The organism is Citrobacter sp. Ct235, from assembly GCF_030332305.1.
Taxonomy (GTDB): domain Bacteria; phylum Pseudomonadota; class Gammaproteobacteria; order Enterobacterales; family Enterobacteriaceae; genus Citrobacter_A; species Citrobacter_A telavivensis.
On the sequence record NZ_JAOWIC010000034.1, the window covers coordinates 185648 to 203007 of the forward strand.

Here is a 17360-nt window from a genome sequence, read left to right on the forward strand (position 1 = left end):
CGTACAAATATGACCCGACGCGTGATGACAAATAGCACGAAATAACAAGAAATCGGTTTCTGATATCAGTCAGTGACTGAATGAAGGTAAATAGTTAATAGTTGTTATTATTTTTGTGCGGTAGCACATAAAGAGAAAATAAGTGTAAAGAAGGGTAAAAAAAAACCGGACGCATCGCATCCGGTTGAAATAGGGGTAAACAGACATTCAGAAATGAATGACGGTAATAAATAAAGTTAATGATGATAGCGAGAGATATTTTAGTGATGCGCGACGATTTTGTTTTGTCATTCAGTGCTATGAAATTTATTTAATTAATTTATTGTTTTTATTGTTATTTTTATATTTCTTGAGTGATTGTGCTTATTTTTTGTCTTTTTGAAGCAAAAAAAAAGTTCCCTCATATTTACATTTTGAAACACCTATGTGGATAAATGAAACATCTTAAAAGTTTTAGTATCATATTCGTGTTGGATTATTCTGCAATTTTGAGGAGAATGAACTTGCCGACTGGTTAATGAGGGTTAATCAGTATGCAGTGGCATAAAAAAGCAAATAAAGGCATATAACAGAGGGTTAATAACATGAAAGTTAAAGTACTGTCCCTCCTGGTACCAGCACTGCTGGTAGCAGGCGCAGCAAATGCGGCTGAAATTTACAACAAAGACGGCAACAAATTAGACCTGTTCGGTAAAGTCGACGGTCTGCATTATTTCTCCGATGACAAGAGTCTTGATGGCGATCAGACCTATATGCGTATCGGCTTCAAAGGCGAAACTCAGGTTAACGATCAGATCACCGGTTACGGCCAGTGGGAGTATCAGATCCAGGGTAACGCACCTGAATCCGAAAACAACTCCTGGACTCGTGTTGCATTCGCGGGTCTGAAATTCGGCGATGCAGGTTCTTTCGACTACGGTCGTAACTACGGCGTAGTTTATGACGTAACGTCCTGGACCGACGTCCTGCCAGAATTCGGTGGCGACACCTACGGTTCTGACAACTTCATGCAGCAGCGTGGTAACGGCTTTGCAACTTACCGTAACGCTGATTTCTTCGGTCTGGTTGATGGCCTGAACTTTGCCCTGCAGTATCAGGGTAAAAACGGCAGCCCGTCAGGCGAAGGTGCTGATGGCTTAGCTTACACTGGCGTGACTAACAACGGTCGTGGAGCGCTGCGTCAGAACGGCGACGGTGTCGGCGGTTCCGTGACTTATGACATCGGTGAAGGTTTCGGTCTGGGTGCGGCAGTGAGCAGCTCCAAACGTACTGATGAGCAGAACAAAGCGATTTATCTTGGTAACGGCGATCGCGCTGAAACCTACACCGGCGGCCTGAAATACGACGCTAACAACGTTTATCTGGCAGCACAGTACACCCAGACCTACAACGCAACGCGCGTAGGCGGTGAAGGGTGGGCAAACAAAGCGCAGAACTTCGAAGTGGTTGCTCAGTACCAGTTCGACTTCGGTCTGCGTCCGTCCGTTGCTTACCTGCAGTCCAAAGGTAAAAACCTGGGGACTCTCAACGGTCGTAACTACGACGATGAAGATCTGCTGAAATATGTTGATGTTGGCGCAACCTACTACTTCAACAAAAACATGTCCACCTACGTTGATTACAAAATCAACCTGCTGGATGACAACAGCTTCACTCGTGATGCCGGTATCAGCACCGACGACATCGTTGCACTGGGCCTGGTTTACCAGTTCTAAGTTTGCTTAATGTCGATAAAAGGCCCTGCGGGGCCTTTTTTTGTGCGGTTCTACGACGCACAACCGGCGGTTTTTGGTGTACTCTTGCGCCTCTTTTGCAGGAGAACAATCACGTATGGAAATGAACATTGCTCGCGTGGCCTTACTGGCGATGACACTCTTTTTTACCGGGTGCGATAACGCGCCGGACGCGGCGCAAACGCCAGCGACGGCTCCGGTAGTGCTGGAAGGGAAAACGATGGGCACCTTCTGGCGCGTGAGTGTGGTCGGTATTGATGCTAACGCGTCAGCGGCGCTACAAACGAAAATTCAGACGCAACTGGATGCCGACGACCAACTGCTCTCAACCTATAAAAATGATTCGGCGCTGATGCGCTTCAACCTGTCGAAAAGCCTTTCTCCCTGGCCTGTCAGCGAAGCGATGGCGGATATTGTGACCTCAGCGCTGCGTATTGGGCAAAAAACGCAGGGCGCGATGGACATCACCGTCGGGCCATTGGTGAATTTGTGGGGATTTGGTCCCGACAAGCAGCCGGTCCAGATCCCGACGCAGGCGCAAATTGATGCGGCAAAAGCCAACAGCGGGTTGCAGCACCTGACGGTGATCAACCAGGCGAAACAGCAGTATCTGCAAAAAGATCTGCCGGATTTGTTTGTCGATCTCTCCACCGTCGGTGAAGGTTACGCTGCCGATCACCTGGCACAGTTGATGGAGCGGGAAGGTATCGCCCGCTATCTGGTTTCGGTCGGCGGGGCGCTGAACAGTCGTGGGATGAACGCCGAAGGGCATCCGTGGCGGGTGGCGATCCAGAAACCCACCGATCGCGAGAATGCGGTTCAGGCGGTGGTGGATATTAACGGACACGGCATCAGTACCTCCGGCAGTTACCGCAACTATTACGAGCTGAACGGCAAACGCCTCACCCATGTTATCGATCCGCAAACGGGTCGTCCCATTGAGCACAATCTGGTGTCGGTGACGGTGATTGCGCCAACGGCGCTGGAGGCGGATGGCTGGGATACCGGGCTGATGGTGCTCGGCACGGAGAAAGCCAAAGAGGTCGTACGCCAGGAAGGACTGGCGGTGTATATGATCATCAAAGAGGGGGAGGGATTCAAAACCTGGATGTCGCCACAATTTGAAAGCTTCCTCATCCGTGAACAAAATTAAAAAGCAAGATTGCGGGTTTTCGAGTGACGGGTTTCGGACACACTGCAGCTAAGCAGGCACTATGCTTAACGAAGGAGTCCAGAATGAAAAATTATCAACGCGTAAATGACGATCAGCGCTGGCAGTCGGTGTTAGAACGCGATTCTGACGCTGACGGTCAGTTTGTTTTTGCCGTGCAAACGACCGGGATCTTTTGTCGACCATCGTGTACGGCAAAACATGCGCTGCGTAAAAATGTCCGCTTCTTTCCCGATGCGCAGGCCGCGCTGATGGCTGGGTTTCGCCCGTGTAAACGCTGTCAGCCGGATAAAGCCAACGCCCAGCAGCACCGGCTGGATAAAATCACGCATGCCTGTCAGCTTCTGGAGCAGGAGAGCTCAATAACGCTCAATGTTCTGGCTGAGAAGGTGGCGATGAGCCCGTATCATCTGCATCGTTTGTTCAAAGCCACAACCGGGATGACGCCAAAAGCCTGGCAGCAATCGTATCGCGCCCGCCGCCTGCGCGACGCCCTGAGTCACGGCGAAAGCGTGACCCAGGCGATTCTGAATGCCGGTTTTCCTGACAGCAGCAGCTACTATCGCAACGCCGATGCAGCGCTTGGGATGACGGCAAAACAGTTCCGCCGCGGCGGTGACAAACTGGCCGTGCACTATGCGCTGGCCGATTGCTCACTCGGACGCTGCCTGGTAGCGGAAAGCGAGCGGGGGATTTGCGCCATCTTGTTAGGGGATGACGATGCGGCGCTGATTGCTGAACTGCAGACCTTGTTCCCGGCCGCTCAGGGTCACCCTGCCGACGCCCATTTTCAGCAGCGCATCCACCGCGTTATTGCCAGTATTGACGGGCGCGACGCGGCGCTGACGTTGCCGCTGGATATTCAGGGCACCGCGTTTCAACAGCAGGTCTGGCAGGCGCTGCGCACGATTCCTTACGGGGCGACCGTCAGCTATCAGCAACTGGCAAAAGCGATCGGCAAGCCGAAAGCGGTTCGTGCGGTCGCCAGCGCCTGCGGCGCGAACAAACTGGCGATCGTGATCCCCTGTCACCGCGTTGTCCGGGGTGATGGTTCGCTTTCCGGTTATCGTTGGGGCGTGTCGCGCAAGGCGCAGATCCTGCGGCGTGAATCGCCTGATGAGGGAACATAATGCTCGATCTGTTTGCCGATTCGCAGCCCTGGCAGGAACCGCTGGCACCCGGCGCTGTCATTTTGCGCCGCTTTGCCTTCCGCGCGGCGCCGCAACTGGTACAGGAGATTGAGACGGTCGCCCACTGCTCGCCGTTTCGCCAGATGATCACCCCCGGCGGCTACACGATGTCGGTGGCGATGACTAACTGTGGACGGCTGGGCTGGACGACCGACAGCCACGGCTACCTCTATTCGCCTGTCGATCCGTTGACGGGACTCGCCTGGCCCGACTTCCCACCGTCCTTCCTGCGTCTGAGTCAGCAGGCGGCAACGGCGGCGGGCTATGCGGATTATCAGCCGGACGCCTGCCTGATCAACCGCTATGTGCCTGGCGCAAAGCTTTCCTTGCATCAGGATAAAGACGAGCCGGATCTGCGCGCGCCAATCGTCTCTGTCTCGCTGGGCTTACCGGCTGTCTTTCAGTTTGGCGGTCTGAAACGTAGCGATCCGCTGACGCGCATTCTGCTGGAACACGGTGACGTGGTGGTCTGGGGAGGGGAATCACGTCTGTTTTACCACGGGATTCAGCCGTTGAAGGCCGGGTTCCATCCGATGACCGCCGATTGTCGTTACAATCTGACTTTTCGCCAGGCGGGTAAAAAAGAATAAAAATAAGAATTATTATTGCTGAACGCGTTGAGATGTTTAAACTGCGGGCTGTTATTCCTTGTCCGGGTTGTATGAATGGAACTACTTCTTCTTGTCTGGCGGCAGTATCGCTGGCCATTTATTAGCGTGATGGCGCTCAGCCTCGTCAGCGCGGCGCTGGGGATTGGTCTTATCGCCTTTATCAACCAGCGTCTTATTGAGACCGCGGATCCCTCTCTGCTGGTTTTACCGGAATTTCTGGGATTGCTGTTGCTGTTGATGGCGGTGACGCTGGGCTCACAGCTGGCGCTCACCACGCTGGGACACCACTTTGTCTTCCGTCTGCGCAGTGAATTCATCAAACGTATTCTCGATACGCACGTTGAACGTATTGAGCAACTGGGCAGCGCCTCTCTGCTGGCCGGGTTGACCAGCGACGTGCGCAACATCACCATTGCCTTTGTCCGTCTGCCTGAACTGGTTCAGGGGATCATCCTGACCGTCGGCTCGGCGGCGTATCTGGCGATGCTGTCGACCAAAATGCTGCTGGTCACGGCTATCTGGATGATCATTACCATCTGGGGCGGTTTTATGCTGGTATCGCGGGTTTATCGGCATATGGCGACGCTGCGCGAAACCGAGGATAAGCTGTATAACGATTATCAGACGGTGCTGGAAGGGCGCAAAGAGCTGACGCTCAACCGTGAGCGCGCGGAGCATATCTTCACCCACCTCTATATTCCGGATGCCAAAGCGTATCGCCACCATATTATTCGCGCCGATACCTTCCACCTCAGTGCCGTAAACTGGTCGAATATCATGATGCTCGGCGCGATTGGCCTGGTGTTCTGGATGGCAAATAGCCTCGGCTGGGCGGATACCAACGTCGCGGCAACCTACTCGTTGACGCTGCTGTTCCTGCGTACACCGCTGCTGTCGGCGGTGGGGGCATTACCCACGCTGCTGACGGCGCAGGTCGCTTTCAACAAGCTGAACAAATTCGCGCTGGCGCCATTTAAGGCTGAGTTCCCGCGCCCGCAGGCCTTCCCGGGATGGAAAACCCTCGAACTGCGTAACGTCATGTTCCACTATCAGGACAACGCGTTCTCCGTAGGTCCGGTGAATCTGACGATTAACCGCGGTGAATTGCTGTTTTTAATCGGCGGCAACGGCAGCGGTAAATCGACGCTGGCGATGCTGCTGACGGGGCTATATCAGCCACAGTCCGGGGAGATTCTGCTGGACGGTAAGCCTGTCAGTGCCGAAAAGCCGGAAGATTATCGTAAGCTCTTTTCGGCGGTGTTTACCGACGTCTGGCTGTTTGACCAACTGCTGGGACCGGAAGGTAAACCGGCCGATCCTGCACTGGTTGAAAAGTGGCTTGAGCACCTGAAAATGGCGCACAAGCTGGAACTGAGCGATGGCCGGATCCTGAATCTGAAACTGTCGAAGGGGCAGAAAAAGCGCGTGGCGCTGCTGCTGGCGCTGGCGGAAGATCGCGACATTATTCTGCTCGACGAGTGGGCGGCCGATCAGGATCCGCACTTCCGCCGCGAGTTTTACCAGGTGCTGCTGCCGTTGATGCAGGAGATGGGGAAAACCATTTTTGCCATCAGCCACGACGACCACTATTTTATTCACGCCGACCGTCTGCTGGAAATGCGCAACGGACAGGTGAGTGAACTGGTGGGTGATGAGCGTGACGCTGCATCACGCGATGCGGTCGCGCGCACGGCCTGAGCTATCTGACCATTGTCCCGATGGCGCAACGCTTTTCGGGACATCGGTTCTTTTTTTATCCATCTGACGCCCCCGTTTATTGTTATTTACATAACCTCGCGCCATGCTTAATGGCATCTCATATCATGGATTTATGATTAATGTTCGCAAAACACAAAAACAGCGCAAGGCTGCGCGATGAAGAGCGTGCGCGGCTGATCTGGCTGCTCACCACCGACAAAGCCATCGTTTCCACCCTGTTAGGCAAGCTCACCCTGGCTGAGCAATATGATGTCGGAACGTTATCCGACGATATTGCTGAGGTAGGCGCGCTGGTCGACCATCTTCCGCCGCCCGATCTCGCGGATACTCTGGAAGCGCTCCCGTCGGAAGAGCGTCACGCCCTCTGGCGGCTGATCGCAAGCGAAAAGCGCGGCTACGTGCTGCTCGAAGCCTCAGAAAACGTCTGGGACGACCTGATCGACGAAATGACCGACCGGGAGTTGCTCGAGGCGCTGCAATACCTCGACATCGACGAACAGATTTACCTGGTTCAACACCTGCCGCGTAACCTCACTGGCCGGTTACTGGCGACGCTGCCACCCGAAGAACGGGCCCGCGTGCGCCAGGTCATGCATTACGAAAAGAATCGCGTCGGTGCGATTATGGAGTTCGAGGTCATTACCGTTCGCCCGGACGTGACGCTGGAAGTCGTACAGCGCTATCTGCGTCGTCTGGGCAAGATGCCGGAAAACACCGATAAACTGTTTGTCACCCGCCGCGACAAAACGCTGGTCGGGGAGCTTACCCTGACCTGTATTTTGCTCAACGACGTGCAGCGCAAAGTCAGCGAGGTGATGGATGACGATCCGCTGACCTTCGCCCCGGAAGACAAAGCGGAAAACGCGGCGCGTACCTTCGAACGTGACAACCTGGTCAGCGCCGCGGTGGTTGATCCTTCCGGCAAACTGATGGGGCGCCTGACGATCGACGAGATAGTCGACGTGGTGTATGAAGAAACGGACACCGATCTGCGTCGGATGGGCGGGTTGAGCGCGGAAGAGGACGTTTTTGCGCCCGTGCCTAAAGCGGTGAAAACGCGCTGGGCGTGGCTGGCTATCAACTTGTGTACCGCGTTCATCGCCTCGCGCGTGATTGATGGCTTTGAGCACACCATTTCGCAGCTGGTGGCGCTGGCGTCGCTGATGCCCATTGTCGCCGGGATCGGCGGGAATACCGGTAATCAGACCATCACCATGATTGTCCGGGCGCTGGCGTTACAAAACATTCAGCCGGGTAACCTGACGTTTCTTATTCTGCGCGAGATGGGCGTGGCGTTGGTGAATGGCCTTGTCTGGGGCGGGATCATGGGTGGGATCACCTGGTGGCTGTACGACGACATGGCGCTCGGCGGGGTGATGACCCTGGCAATGATGCTGAACCTGTTAATGGCGGCGCTAATGGGGGTGATCATCCCGATGACGATGGTGAAGCTCGGGCGCGACCCGGCGGTCGGTTCGAGCGTAATGATCACCGCGATTACCGATACCGGCGGGTTCTTTATTTTTCTTGGGCTGGCGACGCTGTTTCTGATGTAGCGCGTCGTTTACGCGTTACGACGCGGGGCAGTAATCCCATAGCCACCACTCCGGCAACCACGCCAATCGCCAGGTTGCCGGTGGAGACCGTTGCGCCAACGGTAATGACCATCACCAGCGTTTCCACCACGGGCAGTGTCGTCAGGGTAGTGGGCTGGATGCTGTGCCAACTGAACGTTTTCACCGCCACAATCACCATGATCCCGGCCAGAACCGACATCGGGATTTTGGCCATCACGTCGCTCAGCGCGGTCACCAGCAGCAGTAAAACCAGCCCGGCGGCGATTGTCGACACGCGGCTGCGGCCTTTCCCCATCTCCACGTTAACGATGGTCTGCCCGATCATCGCGCAGCCGGCAATGCCGCCGTAAAAACCCGCCAGAATGTTGGCCAATCCCAGACCCGCGCTTTCACGATTTTTATTTGACGGCGTGACCGTCAGGTCATCAACCAGTTTCGCCGTCAACAGCGACTCCATCAGGCCTACGAAGGCGATACTCAGTGCGCAGGGCCAGATAATCGCCAGCGTGTGCAGATTCAGCGGTACCAACAGTTGCGTCAGTGCCGGTAGGCCACCACGCATTGAACCTTCATCGCCGACGGTTGGCAGCAATTGCCCGGTGGTTGCGGTAAACAGCGTCAGCAAGACAATGGCAATCAGTGGCGCAGGAATGCTTTTAATCACCCGCGGCACCCACAGCACAATCAGCAGCGTTAAGGTAAATAGCCCCCAGATGAGTGGGCTTGTGCTCCAGAAATGGGGAACCTGGGCGAAGAAAATCAGAATACCGAGGGCGTTCACAAAACCGGTCATGACGGCGGTGGGAATAAAACGCATCAGCCGCGCCATCCCGGTGACGCCAAACAGAATCTGAATGAGTCCGGCCAGCACCACCGCCGGCAGGATGTACTGTACGCCATGCTGATGCACCATCGGACCAATCACCAGCGCAACGGAACCGGCGGCCGCTGAGACCATCGCGGGACGACCGCCCATGAAAGACATGGCAAGACAGAGGACCACCGAGGCGATCAGACTGACTTTCGGGTCAACGCCAGCAATCACCGAAAAGGAAATCACTTCAGGGATCAGCGCCAGCGCGGTAATGACTCCCGCCAGCGTTTCGCGTATCAGCAGACGTGGGGCGCGAAGGACGCCACTGACGGTGTGTTCCTCAGCCAGAGCAGGAGACGAAGGGGTTACAGACATATTTACTCTCAGGTCGGAAGGGGCCTGATAACAGCAGACCAGCAGGCGTCCGTGCGGTGAATAATAAAGCGCCGCATAGTACCTTTCTGGAGCGTCTGTTTCCAGAAAATATTGCGAATAACCCTATAAAGATTCAACGTATTTTTAACTTTTATAAAATTTAAATATAATTTATAAACAATATTTAAATATTTTTACTGAAATGTTAACGTTGATGCCGCTCGATTTTCACCTGCAAAAAGCAAAAAAACGATACTAAAAGTAAGGCATTAACAATATGAAAAAAGTGACTGCCATGCTCTTCTCGATGGCCGTAGGGCTGAATGCTGTCTCGATGGCGGCAAAAGCGAAAGCGACGGAAGAGCAGGAGACGGACGTACTGTTGATCGGCGGCGGCATCATGAGCGCTACATTGGGAACGTATTTACAGGAACTGGAACCCGGCTGGTCGATGACCATGGTGGAGCGCCTGGACGGTGTCGCGCAAGAGAGTTCAAACGGCTGGAACAACGCCGGTACAGGGCACTCCGCGCTGATGGAGTTGAACTACACACCAAAGAAAGCCGACGGGAGTATCAGCACCGAAAAGGCAGTTGAAATTAACGAAGCCTTCCAGATTTCCCGCCAGTTCTGGGCGCATCAGGTCAACAGCGGCGTGTTGCACGACCCTCGCGCCTTCATCACCACCGTTCCGCACATGAGCTTCGTCTGGGGGGATGAGAACGTTAACTTCCTGCGCGCCCGTTATGCGGCGCTGCAACAGAGCACGCTGTTCCGCGGCATGCGCTACTCTGAAGACCACGCGCAAATCAAAGAGTGGGCGCCGCTGGTGATGGAAGGGCGCGATCCGAAACAGAAGGTCGCCGCCACGCGAACTGAAATGGGAACGGATGTGAACTACGGCGAAATCACGCGCCAGTTGATAGCCTCGTTACAGAAAAAGCCCAACTTTACGCTGGAGTTAAGCACCGAAGTCCGCGGTTTTAAACGTAACGACGATAACAGCTGGACGGTGACCGTCGCCGATCTGAAAAACGGCGAAGCGGAACATAACATCAAAGCCAAATTCGTCTTTATCGGCGCAGGCGGCGCAGCGCTGAAACTGCTGCAGGAGACCGGTATTCCTGAAGCCAAAGAGTATGCTGGCTTCCCGGTCGGCGGTCAGTTCCTGGTCGCGGAAAACCCGGACGTTGTGAATCGTCATCTGGCGAAAGTGTACGGTCAGGCTTCCGTGGGCGCGCCGCCGATGTCGGTTCCGCATATCGATACCCGTATTCTGGACGGTAAACGCGTGGTGCTGTTTGGGCCGTTCGCTACCTTCTCCACTAAATTCCTGAAAAACGGTTCACTGTGGGATCTGCTGAGTTCAACCACGCCTTCGAACTTCATGCCGATGGTCAATGTGGGACTGGATAACTTCGATCTGGTGAAATACCTGATTAGCCAGGTGATGCTGAGTGATGACGACCGCTTTGACGCGCTGAAAGCGTACTATCCGCAGGCGAAGAAAGCGGACTGGCGTTTGTGGCAGGCGGGTCAGCGCGTACAGATCATCAAGCGTGATGAAGACAAAGGGGGCGTACTGCGTCTGGGAACGGAAGTGGTGAGCGACAAAGAAGGAACCGTTGCCGCGCTGCTGGGAGCGTCACCGGGCGCATCCACTGCGGCACCGATCATGCTCCACCTGATGGAAACGGTCTTCAAAGATAAAGTGAGCACGCCGCAATGGCAGGCGAAGCTGAAAACGATTATTCCGTCTTACGGTACAAAACTGAACGGCAACGTTGAGGCGACGCAGCAGGAACTGCAATATACCAGTGAGGTGCTGGGTCTGAAATATGACAAGCAGCAGGTGGCAGACTCGCTGCCCACACCGCAACTGAAACCTCAGGCTCAGCCGGAGCGTAAAGCCGTCGCGGATATCGCACTGTAACCCGATTGCCGGATGGCGCTGCGCTTTTCCGGCCTACATCACGTTCCTGTAGGCCGGATAAGGCGGTACGTCGCTATCCGGCATCATTAGCTATTTATCGCGTTACCGCGTTCTGCACGTTATCTTCCGCTTTCCAGATGCGGAATTTCACATCGATATTTGCCGGGGTATACACCACGATCGGCAACTTGCTGTTGTAACGCAGCATCCCGTTATCACCCAGATACGCGGTGACAAACTTCTGCTCTTTTTTGCCGTCCGGGCAGGCCATCATGGTCGATACCGGAGAGGTGACTTTGTCGAAGACGTAGTAGTCATAACCCCAACCTTCCAGCGTTTTGCTTTCCAGTGCGCCGCCCAGACGATGCTGGTTGCAGTCGACCTCCAGCGTCTGGCCGATCATCAGTTCCACTTTCAGAGTAGATTCATCTTCCTGATGGGGTAACTGGATAACCTGGCGCTTCATCCCTTTTTCCGCCTGCGGATAAGGGGCGATTTTTTCCAGCGGTTGCGGGTTAGTCTCAGCGGATGCCGCCCATGCAGAGGTGCTGGCGAAGGCAGCGAACAAAACGGCAGGGACCATTGTCTTCATTTTAGAGTTCACAGGTTTTCCTTTTTTATCTTATGAACGATTTCACGGCAGGTTAGCATATTCACCAGAGTTATTGATCTGTCTTTACGTATTTTTTAAGTGCATTAACTGAGTACATGTCTTTAGTCTGGTTATTTATTCTGTTAATGACCGTTTAGATCGGGCAATTATCCTGATAGTTATTTCGATATATAAATAATTACATAACCCTTTGATATGTGCGGAGAAGCACATTCTGACAAGCTTCATTAACACTCTTTTGATCCAACCACTGGTTTTACCCCAATTGGGGTATGCACCTGGAACACATCCTTTACTATCTTACCGATCATAATAATGACTTAGTAGTAACGCGGTTTTTATTGTCGTTCACCCAGCCGGGGGAGCGTCGTTTATGGAAGGGCGATGCCATGGTTGATTTATCCCGTCGAGGCATACTGACTGGCAGTTGGCGTAATGCTAACCGTGGGATCCGTCCGCCGTGGAGCATGGAAGCCTCTCAGTTTCTGTCCCAGTGTACCCGTTGCGACGCCTGTATTCAGGCTTGTGAACACGATGTTTTGCAGCGTGGGCCGGGTGGCTATCCAAACGTTAATTTCCAACAAAGCGAATGCACCTTCTGCTACGCCTGCGCGCAGGCTTGCCCCGAATCTCTCTTTTCTCCGCGCCACACCAGGGCATGGGATCTGATTTTTACCATTGGGCAAGCGTGTCTGGCGTATCAGTCCGTAGAGTGCCGCCGCTGTCAGGATAGTTGTGAGCCGCAGGCGATTATGTTTCGCCCAACGCTGTCCGGCATTTATCAACCACAACTCAATAACCAGAACTGTAACGGATGCGGCGCGTGTGTCGCCAGTTGCCCGGTGTCAGCCATTACCGCGGAGTATAACCATGCACATTAACTGGCAGGTCTGCAGCCTGATTGTTCAGGCCAAAGGCGAACATGTACAGGATATCAGCACGCAGTTAAACGCATTGCCGGGCTGCGAAGTGGCGGTAAGCGACCCGCAAAGCGGTCAGATGATTGCCGTGGTTGAAGCAGAACACAGCGAAACGCTGATGCAAACAATTGAGTCGGTACGCAACGTTGCGGGCGTACTGGCGGTGTCGCTGGTTTATCACCAGCAGGAAGAACAAGGTGAGGAAACACCATGAAACTCAGTCGTCGTAGCTTTATGAAAGCTAACGCCGTTGCGGCCGCTGCGGCGGCTGCCGGGCTAAGCGTGCCGGGCGTTGCCCGTGCAGTTGTCGGTCAACAGGAAGCCATCAAGTGGGATAAAGCCCCGTGCCGTTTTTGTGGCACAGGCTGTGGCGTACTGGTCGGGACGCAACAGGGGCGTATTGTCGCCTGTCAGGGCGACCCGGAAGCCCCGGTTAACCGTGGTCTGAACTGCATCAAGGGCTATTTCCTGCCCAAAATTATGTACGGAGAGGACCGTTTAACGCAGCCGCTGCTGCGTATGAAAGACGGTAAGTACAGCAAAGACGGCGAATTTACGCCGATCGGTTGGGAGCAGGCTTTCGACGTGATGGAAGAGAAATTCAAAACCTCACTGAAAGAGAAAGGCCCGGAGTCTGTCGGCATGTTTGGTTCCGGCCAGTGGACCATCTGGGAAGGTTATGCCGCCTCCAAACTGTTTAAAGCCGGTTTCCGCTCGAACAACCTCGACCCAAACGCACGTCACTGCATGGCATCAGCGGTAGTCGGCTTCATGCGAACCTTTGGTATGGACGAACCGATGGGCTGCTACGACGATATCGAGCATACCGATGCGTTTGTCCTGTGGGGTGCCAATATGGCGGAAATGCACCCGATCCTCTGGTCGCGCATCACCAACCGTCGTCTCTCCGATCCGAATGTTAACGTTTCCGTGCTGTCCACTTTCCAGCACCGTAGCTTTGAGCTGGCGGACAACGGGATGGTCTTTACGCCGCAGTCTGACCTGGTGATCCTCAACTACATCGCCAACTACATCATTCAGAATAACGCGATTAACCAGGACTTCTTCAGCAAGCACGTTAACGTCCGCAAAGGGGCAACGGATATCGGCTATGGCCTGCGTCCGACCCATCCGCTGGAAAAAGCAGCGAAAAACCCAGGTTCTGACGCCTCCGAGCCGATGAGCTTTGAAGATTACAAAGCGTTTGTTGCCGAGTACACGCTGGAAAAAACCGCTGAAATGACCAGCGTGCCAAAAGATCAACTGGAACAACTGGCGAAGCTGTATGCCGACCCGAACAAGAAGGTCATCTCCTACTGGACAATGGGCTTCAACCAGCATACGCGCGGCGTGTGGGCCAACAACCTGATCTACAACATCCACCTGCTGACCGGCAAAATTGCGCAACCGGGCTGTGGGCCGTTCTCTTTGACCGGACAGCCTTCTGCCTGTGGTACTGCGCGTGAAGTGGGCACCTTTGCTCACCGTCTGCCAGCGGACATGGTGGTCACCAACGAAAAACACCGTGAGATCTGCGAAAAACACTGGAATATCCCGGCTGGGACTATTCCGGCGAAAATCGGTCTTCACGCGGTTGCCCAGGACCGGGCACTGAAAGACGGCAAGCTGAACGTCTACTGGACGATGTGTACCAACAATATGCAGGCGGGTCCGAACATCAATGAAGATCGTCTGCCGGGCTGGCGCGATCCGCGCAACTTTATCATTGTCTCCGATCCGTACCCGACCGTCAGCGCGCTGGCAGCGGATCTGATCCTGCCAACCGCGATGTGGGTGGAGAAGGAAGGGGCTTACGGTAACGCCGAGCGCCGTACCCAGTTCTGGCGCCAGCAGATTAAAGCACCGGGTGAATCAAAATCTGACCTGTGGCAACTGGTTCAGTTCTCACGTCGTTTCAAAACGGAAGAGGTCTGGCCTGAAGAGCTGCTGGCACAGAAACCGGAACTGCGCGGTAAAACGCTGTATGACGTACTGTTTGCCACGCCTGCGGTGAGCAAGTTCCCGCTGACGGAACTGAAAGAGGATCAGTTGAACGATGAATCCCGCGATCTGGGCTTCTACCTGCAAAAAGGATTGTTTGAAGAGTACGCCTGGTTTGGTCGCGGACACGGTCACGATCTCGCACCGTTCGATGACTACCACAAGGCGCGCGGTCTGCGCTGGCCAGTCGTTGACGGGAAAGAGACGCAGTGGCGCTACAGCGAAGGTAACGATCCGTACGTCAAAGCGGGCGAAGGCTACAAGTTCTACGGTAAGCCAGACGGTAAAGCGGTGATTTTCGCGCTGCCGTTTGAACCTGCCGCTGAAGTCCCGGATGCAGAGTACGACCTGTGGCTTTCCACGGGACGTGTACTGGAGCACTGGCATACCGGCAGTATGACGCGCCGCGTACCTGAACTGCACCGCGCCTTCCCGGAAGGGGTTCTGTTTATTCATCCGCTGGATGCGAAAAAACGGGACCTGCGCCGTGGCGATAAAGTCAAAGTGGTTTCACGTCGTGGCGAGGTGGTTTCCATTGTTGAAACCCGTGGACGTAACCGTCCGCCGCAGGGGCTGGTATACATGGCGTTCTTCGATGCCGCACAGCTGGTGAATAACCTGACGCTGGATGCGACAGATCCGCTCTCTAAAGAGACGGATTTCAAGAAGTGCGCTGTGAAACTGGCGAAGGTGTAACACGCCATGTCCCGGTCAGCGAAACCCCAAAACGGCCGCCGCCGCTTTCTGCGCGATGTTGTACGCACAGCGGGTGGACTGGCTGCCGTTGGCGTGGTGCTGGGGTTACAGCAGCAAACCGCACGAGCTACGGGCGTGCGGTTGCGCCCGCCTGGTGCCGTGAACGAGAACGCCTTTGCCAGCGCCTGTGTGCGCTGCGGGCAGTGCGTTCAGGCATGTCCGTATGACACCTTAAAACTGGCGACGCTCGCGTCGGGCTTGTCGGCCGGTACGCCGTATTTTGTTGCCCGCGATATCCCGTGCGAAATGTGCGAAGACATTCCGTGCGCCAAAGTGTGCCCCAGCGGGGCGCTGGACCGGGAGATTGCCTCCATTGATGATTCGCGGATGGGGCTGGCGGTTCTGTTGGATCAGGAAAACTGCCTGAACTTCCAGGGCTTACGCTGTGACGTCTGCTACCGCGAGTGCCCAAAAATCGATGAGGCCATCACGCTGGAACTGGATCGCAACATGCGAACTGGCAAACATGCGCGATTTATCCCCACCGTTCACAGCGATGCCTGCACGGGTTGCGGTAAATGTGAAAAAGTCTGCGTGCTTGAACAGCCGGCGATAAAAGTGTTGCCGCTGACGCTGGCGAAAGGGGAGTTGGGTCACCATTACCGCTTCGGCTGGCTGGAGGGGAACGATGGCAAATCGTAAGCGTGACGCCGGGCGCGAAGCGCAGGCGAAAAAAGGCATGTGGCGGAGTCACCGCTGGCTGATCTTCCGCCGTCTCAGTCAGTTTATTGTGCTGGGAATGTTTCTGAGCGGTCCGTGGTTTGGCGTATGGATCCTGCACGGGAACTACACCAGTAGCTTGCTGCTGGATACGATCCCGCTGACGGATCCGTTGATTACCCTGCAAAGCCTGGCGAGTGGTCATCTGCCCGCCGCGGTGGGACTCACGGGCGCGGCGATTATTACGGCGCTGTATGCCCTGGCAGGAAAGCGATTGTTTTGCAGTTGGGTCTGCCCGCTGAACCCGATTACCGATTTTGCGGCCTGGCTACGTAGAAGGTTTGACCTGAATCAGTCCGCAACCATTCCACGTCATATACGGTACGTACTTCTGGTTATTGTGCTGGTGGGTTCAGCGCTGACCGGGACGCTACTGTGGGAATGGATTAACCCTGTTTCACTGCTGGGGCGTAGCCTGGTGATGGGATTCGGTAGCGGCGCACTGCTGATTATCGCTCTGTTTTTATTTGATTTGCTGGTCGTTGAACACGGCTGGTGCGGGCATCTTTGTCCTTTAGGCGCACTGTATGGCGTGCTGGGTAGCCAGGGCGTGTTAACCGTTGCGGCAAAAGACCGACAGAAATGTAACCGCTGTATGGACTGTTTTCATGTTTGCCCGGAACCGCATGTGTTACGTGCCCCGGTGCTGGATGAGCAAAGCCCGGTGCAGGTCACCAGTCGCGATTGCATGGCCTGCGGTCGCTGCGTGGATGTCTGTTCTGAGGACGTATTTACAATAACTACACGATGGAGTTCGGGAGCGAAATCATGAAAAGCCATGACCTGAAGAAAGCGCTGTGTCAATGGACAGCCCTGCTGGCCCTGGTGGTGAGCGGTGCGGTTTGGGCGGCAAACGGAGTGGATCTTAGCCAGTCTCCGGAAGTGTCAGGGACACAGGAAGGGGCGATTCGCATGCACAAAGAGCAGGAGCGTATGCCGCTGAACTACGTGAATCAGCCGCCGATGATTCCCCATAGCGTCGATGGTTACCAGGTGACCACGAATACCAACCGCTGTCTGCAATGCCACGGTGTCGAAAGCTATCGTACCACCGGCGCGCCGCGTATTAGTCCAACTCACTTTATGGACAGCGACGGCAAAGTGCTGGCCGAAGTGGCGCCGCGTCGTTATTTCTGTTTGCAGTGCCATGTGCCGCAGACTGACGCCCCGCCGATTGTGGGTAACACCTTTACCCCTTCGAAAGGTTACGGGAAATAAGAGGTCATT

Annotated in this window: 15 protein-coding genes; 13 read left to right on the forward strand and 2 right to left on the reverse strand. The window is 54.9% G+C overall.

The features are described 5' to 3' along the window. Window positions 1-584: 584 nt before the first annotated feature. From OGY35_RS02815 to mgtE, 6 genes are all read left to right on the forward strand, one after another. Entirely contained in the window at window positions 585-1715 is a 1131-nt protein-coding gene (locus OGY35_RS02815; protein WP_284554185.1) for a porin OmpC, read from the forward strand. Between the two features lie 115 nt (window positions 1716-1830). Next, window positions 1831-2886, forward strand: coding sequence for an FAD:protein FMN transferase ApbE (apbE, locus tag OGY35_RS02820; protein ID WP_286631359.1), 1056 nt, complete (start codon window positions 1831-1833; stop codon window positions 2884-2886). Between the two features lie 83 nt (window positions 2887-2969). Then, a complete protein-coding gene (ada, locus tag OGY35_RS02825) occupies window positions 2970-4034 on the forward strand; it encodes a bifunctional DNA-binding transcriptional regulator/O6-methylguanine-DNA methyltransferase Ada (RefSeq protein WP_286631360.1) in 1065 nt (354 codons plus the stop codon). Beyond that, window positions 4034-4684, forward strand: coding sequence for a DNA oxidative demethylase AlkB (alkB, locus tag OGY35_RS02830; RefSeq protein ID WP_502872690.1), 651 nt, complete (start codon window positions 4034-4036; stop codon window positions 4682-4684). Before ada ends, alkB begins: the two co-directional genes overlap by 1 nt. A gap of 75 nt (window positions 4685-4759) precedes the next feature. Then, on the forward strand, window positions 4760-6403 hold the full coding sequence (locus OGY35_RS02835) for a multidrug ABC transporter permease/ATP-binding protein (RefSeq protein ID WP_152403462.1): 1644 nt from the start codon (window positions 4760-4762) through the stop codon (window positions 6401-6403). A 140-nt stretch (window positions 6404-6543) separates the two neighbouring features. Further along, window positions 6544-7980, forward strand: a complete 1437-nt coding sequence (gene mgtE / locus OGY35_RS02840; protein WP_152403464.1) for a magnesium transporter — start codon at window positions 6544-6546, stop codon at window positions 7978-7980. Here mgtE and OGY35_RS02845 read toward each other — a convergent pair. After that, the gene (locus OGY35_RS02845; protein ID WP_286631361.1) at window positions 7943-9190 is read right to left on the reverse strand and encodes a SulP family inorganic anion transporter; all 1248 of its coding nucleotides are present in this window, start codon (window positions 9188-9190) and stop codon (window positions 7943-7945) included. The genes mgtE and OGY35_RS02845 overlap by 38 nt on opposite strands. A 277-nt stretch (window positions 9191-9467) precedes the next feature. On the opposite strand from OGY35_RS02845, the gene mqo reads away from it, so the two are divergent. After that, window positions 9468-11123, forward strand: a complete 1656-nt coding sequence (mqo, locus tag OGY35_RS02850) for a malate dehydrogenase (quinone) (RefSeq protein ID WP_152403467.1) — start codon at window positions 9468-9470, stop codon at window positions 11121-11123. A gap of 94 nt (window positions 11124-11217) precedes the next feature. On the opposite strand, the gene eco is transcribed toward mqo, so the two are convergent. Continuing rightward, window positions 11218-11715 carry a serine protease inhibitor ecotin gene (gene eco, locus OGY35_RS02855; RefSeq protein ID WP_286631386.1) on the reverse strand — a complete coding sequence of 166 codons (498 nt, stop codon included), beginning with the start codon at window positions 11713-11715 and terminating at the stop codon, window positions 11218-11220. 410 nt (window positions 11716-12125) lie between these two features. Between eco and napF the strand changes: the two genes are divergently transcribed. Genes napF through napB form a run of 6 tightly spaced genes read left to right on the forward strand, consistent with a single transcriptional unit; the run spans window position 12126 to window position 17351 of the window. Continuing rightward, window positions 12126-12617: a ferredoxin-type protein NapF gene (gene napF / locus OGY35_RS02860; RefSeq protein ID WP_152403469.1), complete on the forward strand. Its 492-nt coding sequence runs from the start codon at window positions 12126-12128 to the stop codon at window positions 12615-12617. After that, on the forward strand, window positions 12607-12870 hold the full coding sequence (gene napD / locus OGY35_RS02865) for a chaperone NapD (RefSeq protein WP_042317904.1): 264 nt from the start codon (window positions 12607-12609) through the stop codon (window positions 12868-12870). Before napF ends, napD begins: the two co-directional genes overlap by 11 nt. Continuing rightward, complete coding sequence (gene napA / locus OGY35_RS02870; RefSeq protein ID WP_152403471.1) at window positions 12867-15353, forward strand: nitrate reductase catalytic subunit NapA; 2487 nt, start codon at window positions 12867-12869, stop codon at window positions 15351-15353. Before napD ends, napA begins: the two co-directional genes overlap by 4 nt. 6 nt (window positions 15354-15359) lie before the next feature. Continuing rightward, window positions 15360-16055 (forward strand): ferredoxin-type protein NapG, encoded by a 696-nt coding sequence (napG, locus tag OGY35_RS02875; protein ID WP_286631362.1) that lies wholly within the window; start codon window positions 15360-15362, stop codon window positions 16053-16055. After that, complete coding sequence (gene napH, locus OGY35_RS02880; protein WP_152403476.1) at window positions 16042-16905, forward strand: quinol dehydrogenase ferredoxin subunit NapH; 864 nt, start codon at window positions 16042-16044, stop codon at window positions 16903-16905. Before napG ends, napH begins: the two co-directional genes overlap by 14 nt. Beyond that, entirely contained in the window at window positions 16902-17351 is a 450-nt protein-coding gene (gene napB, locus OGY35_RS02885; RefSeq protein WP_042317908.1) for a nitrate reductase cytochrome c-type subunit, read from the forward strand. Before napH ends, napB begins: the two co-directional genes overlap by 4 nt. The last annotated feature ends 9 nt before the right edge of the window (window positions 17352-17360 follow it).

Coding starts and splice junctions, on each gene's coding strand:
- OGY35_RS02815 (WP_284554185.1), top strand. CDS start 585: ATGAAAGTTAAAGTACTGTCCCTCCTGGTACCAGCACTGCTGGTAGCA.
- apbE (WP_286631359.1), top strand. CDS start 1,831: ATGGAAATGAACATTGCTCGCGTGGCCTTACTGGCGATGACACTCTTT.
- ada (WP_286631360.1), top strand. CDS start 2,970: ATGAAAAATTATCAACGCGTAAATGACGATCAGCGCTGGCAGTCGGTG.
- alkB (WP_502872690.1), top strand. CDS start 4,034: ATGCTCGATCTGTTTGCCGATTCGCAGCCCTGGCAGGAACCGCTGGCA.
- OGY35_RS02835 (WP_152403462.1), top strand. CDS start 4,760: ATGGAACTACTTCTTCTTGTCTGGCGGCAGTATCGCTGGCCATTTATT.
- mgtE (WP_152403464.1), top strand. CDS start 6,544: ATGTTCGCAAAACACAAAAACAGCGCAAGGCTGCGCGATGAAGAGCGT.
- OGY35_RS02845 (WP_286631361.1), bottom strand. CDS start 9,190: ATGTCTGTAACCCCTTCGTCTCCTGCTCTGGCTGAGGAACACACCGTC.
- mqo (WP_152403467.1), top strand. CDS start 9,468: ATGAAAAAAGTGACTGCCATGCTCTTCTCGATGGCCGTAGGGCTGAAT.
- eco (WP_286631386.1), bottom strand. CDS start 11,715: ATGAAGACAATGGTCCCTGCCGTTTTGTTCGCTGCCTTCGCCAGCACC.
- napF (WP_152403469.1), top strand. CDS start 12,126: ATGGTTGATTTATCCCGTCGAGGCATACTGACTGGCAGTTGGCGTAAT.
- napD (WP_042317904.1), top strand. CDS start 12,607: ATGCACATTAACTGGCAGGTCTGCAGCCTGATTGTTCAGGCCAAAGGC.
- napA (WP_152403471.1), top strand. CDS start 12,867: ATGAAACTCAGTCGTCGTAGCTTTATGAAAGCTAACGCCGTTGCGGCC.
- napG (WP_286631362.1), top strand. CDS start 15,360: ATGTCCCGGTCAGCGAAACCCCAAAACGGCCGCCGCCGCTTTCTGCGC.
- napH (WP_152403476.1), top strand. CDS start 16,042: ATGGCAAATCGTAAGCGTGACGCCGGGCGCGAAGCGCAGGCGAAAAAA.
- napB (WP_042317908.1), top strand. CDS start 16,902: ATGAAAAGCCATGACCTGAAGAAAGCGCTGTGTCAATGGACAGCCCTG.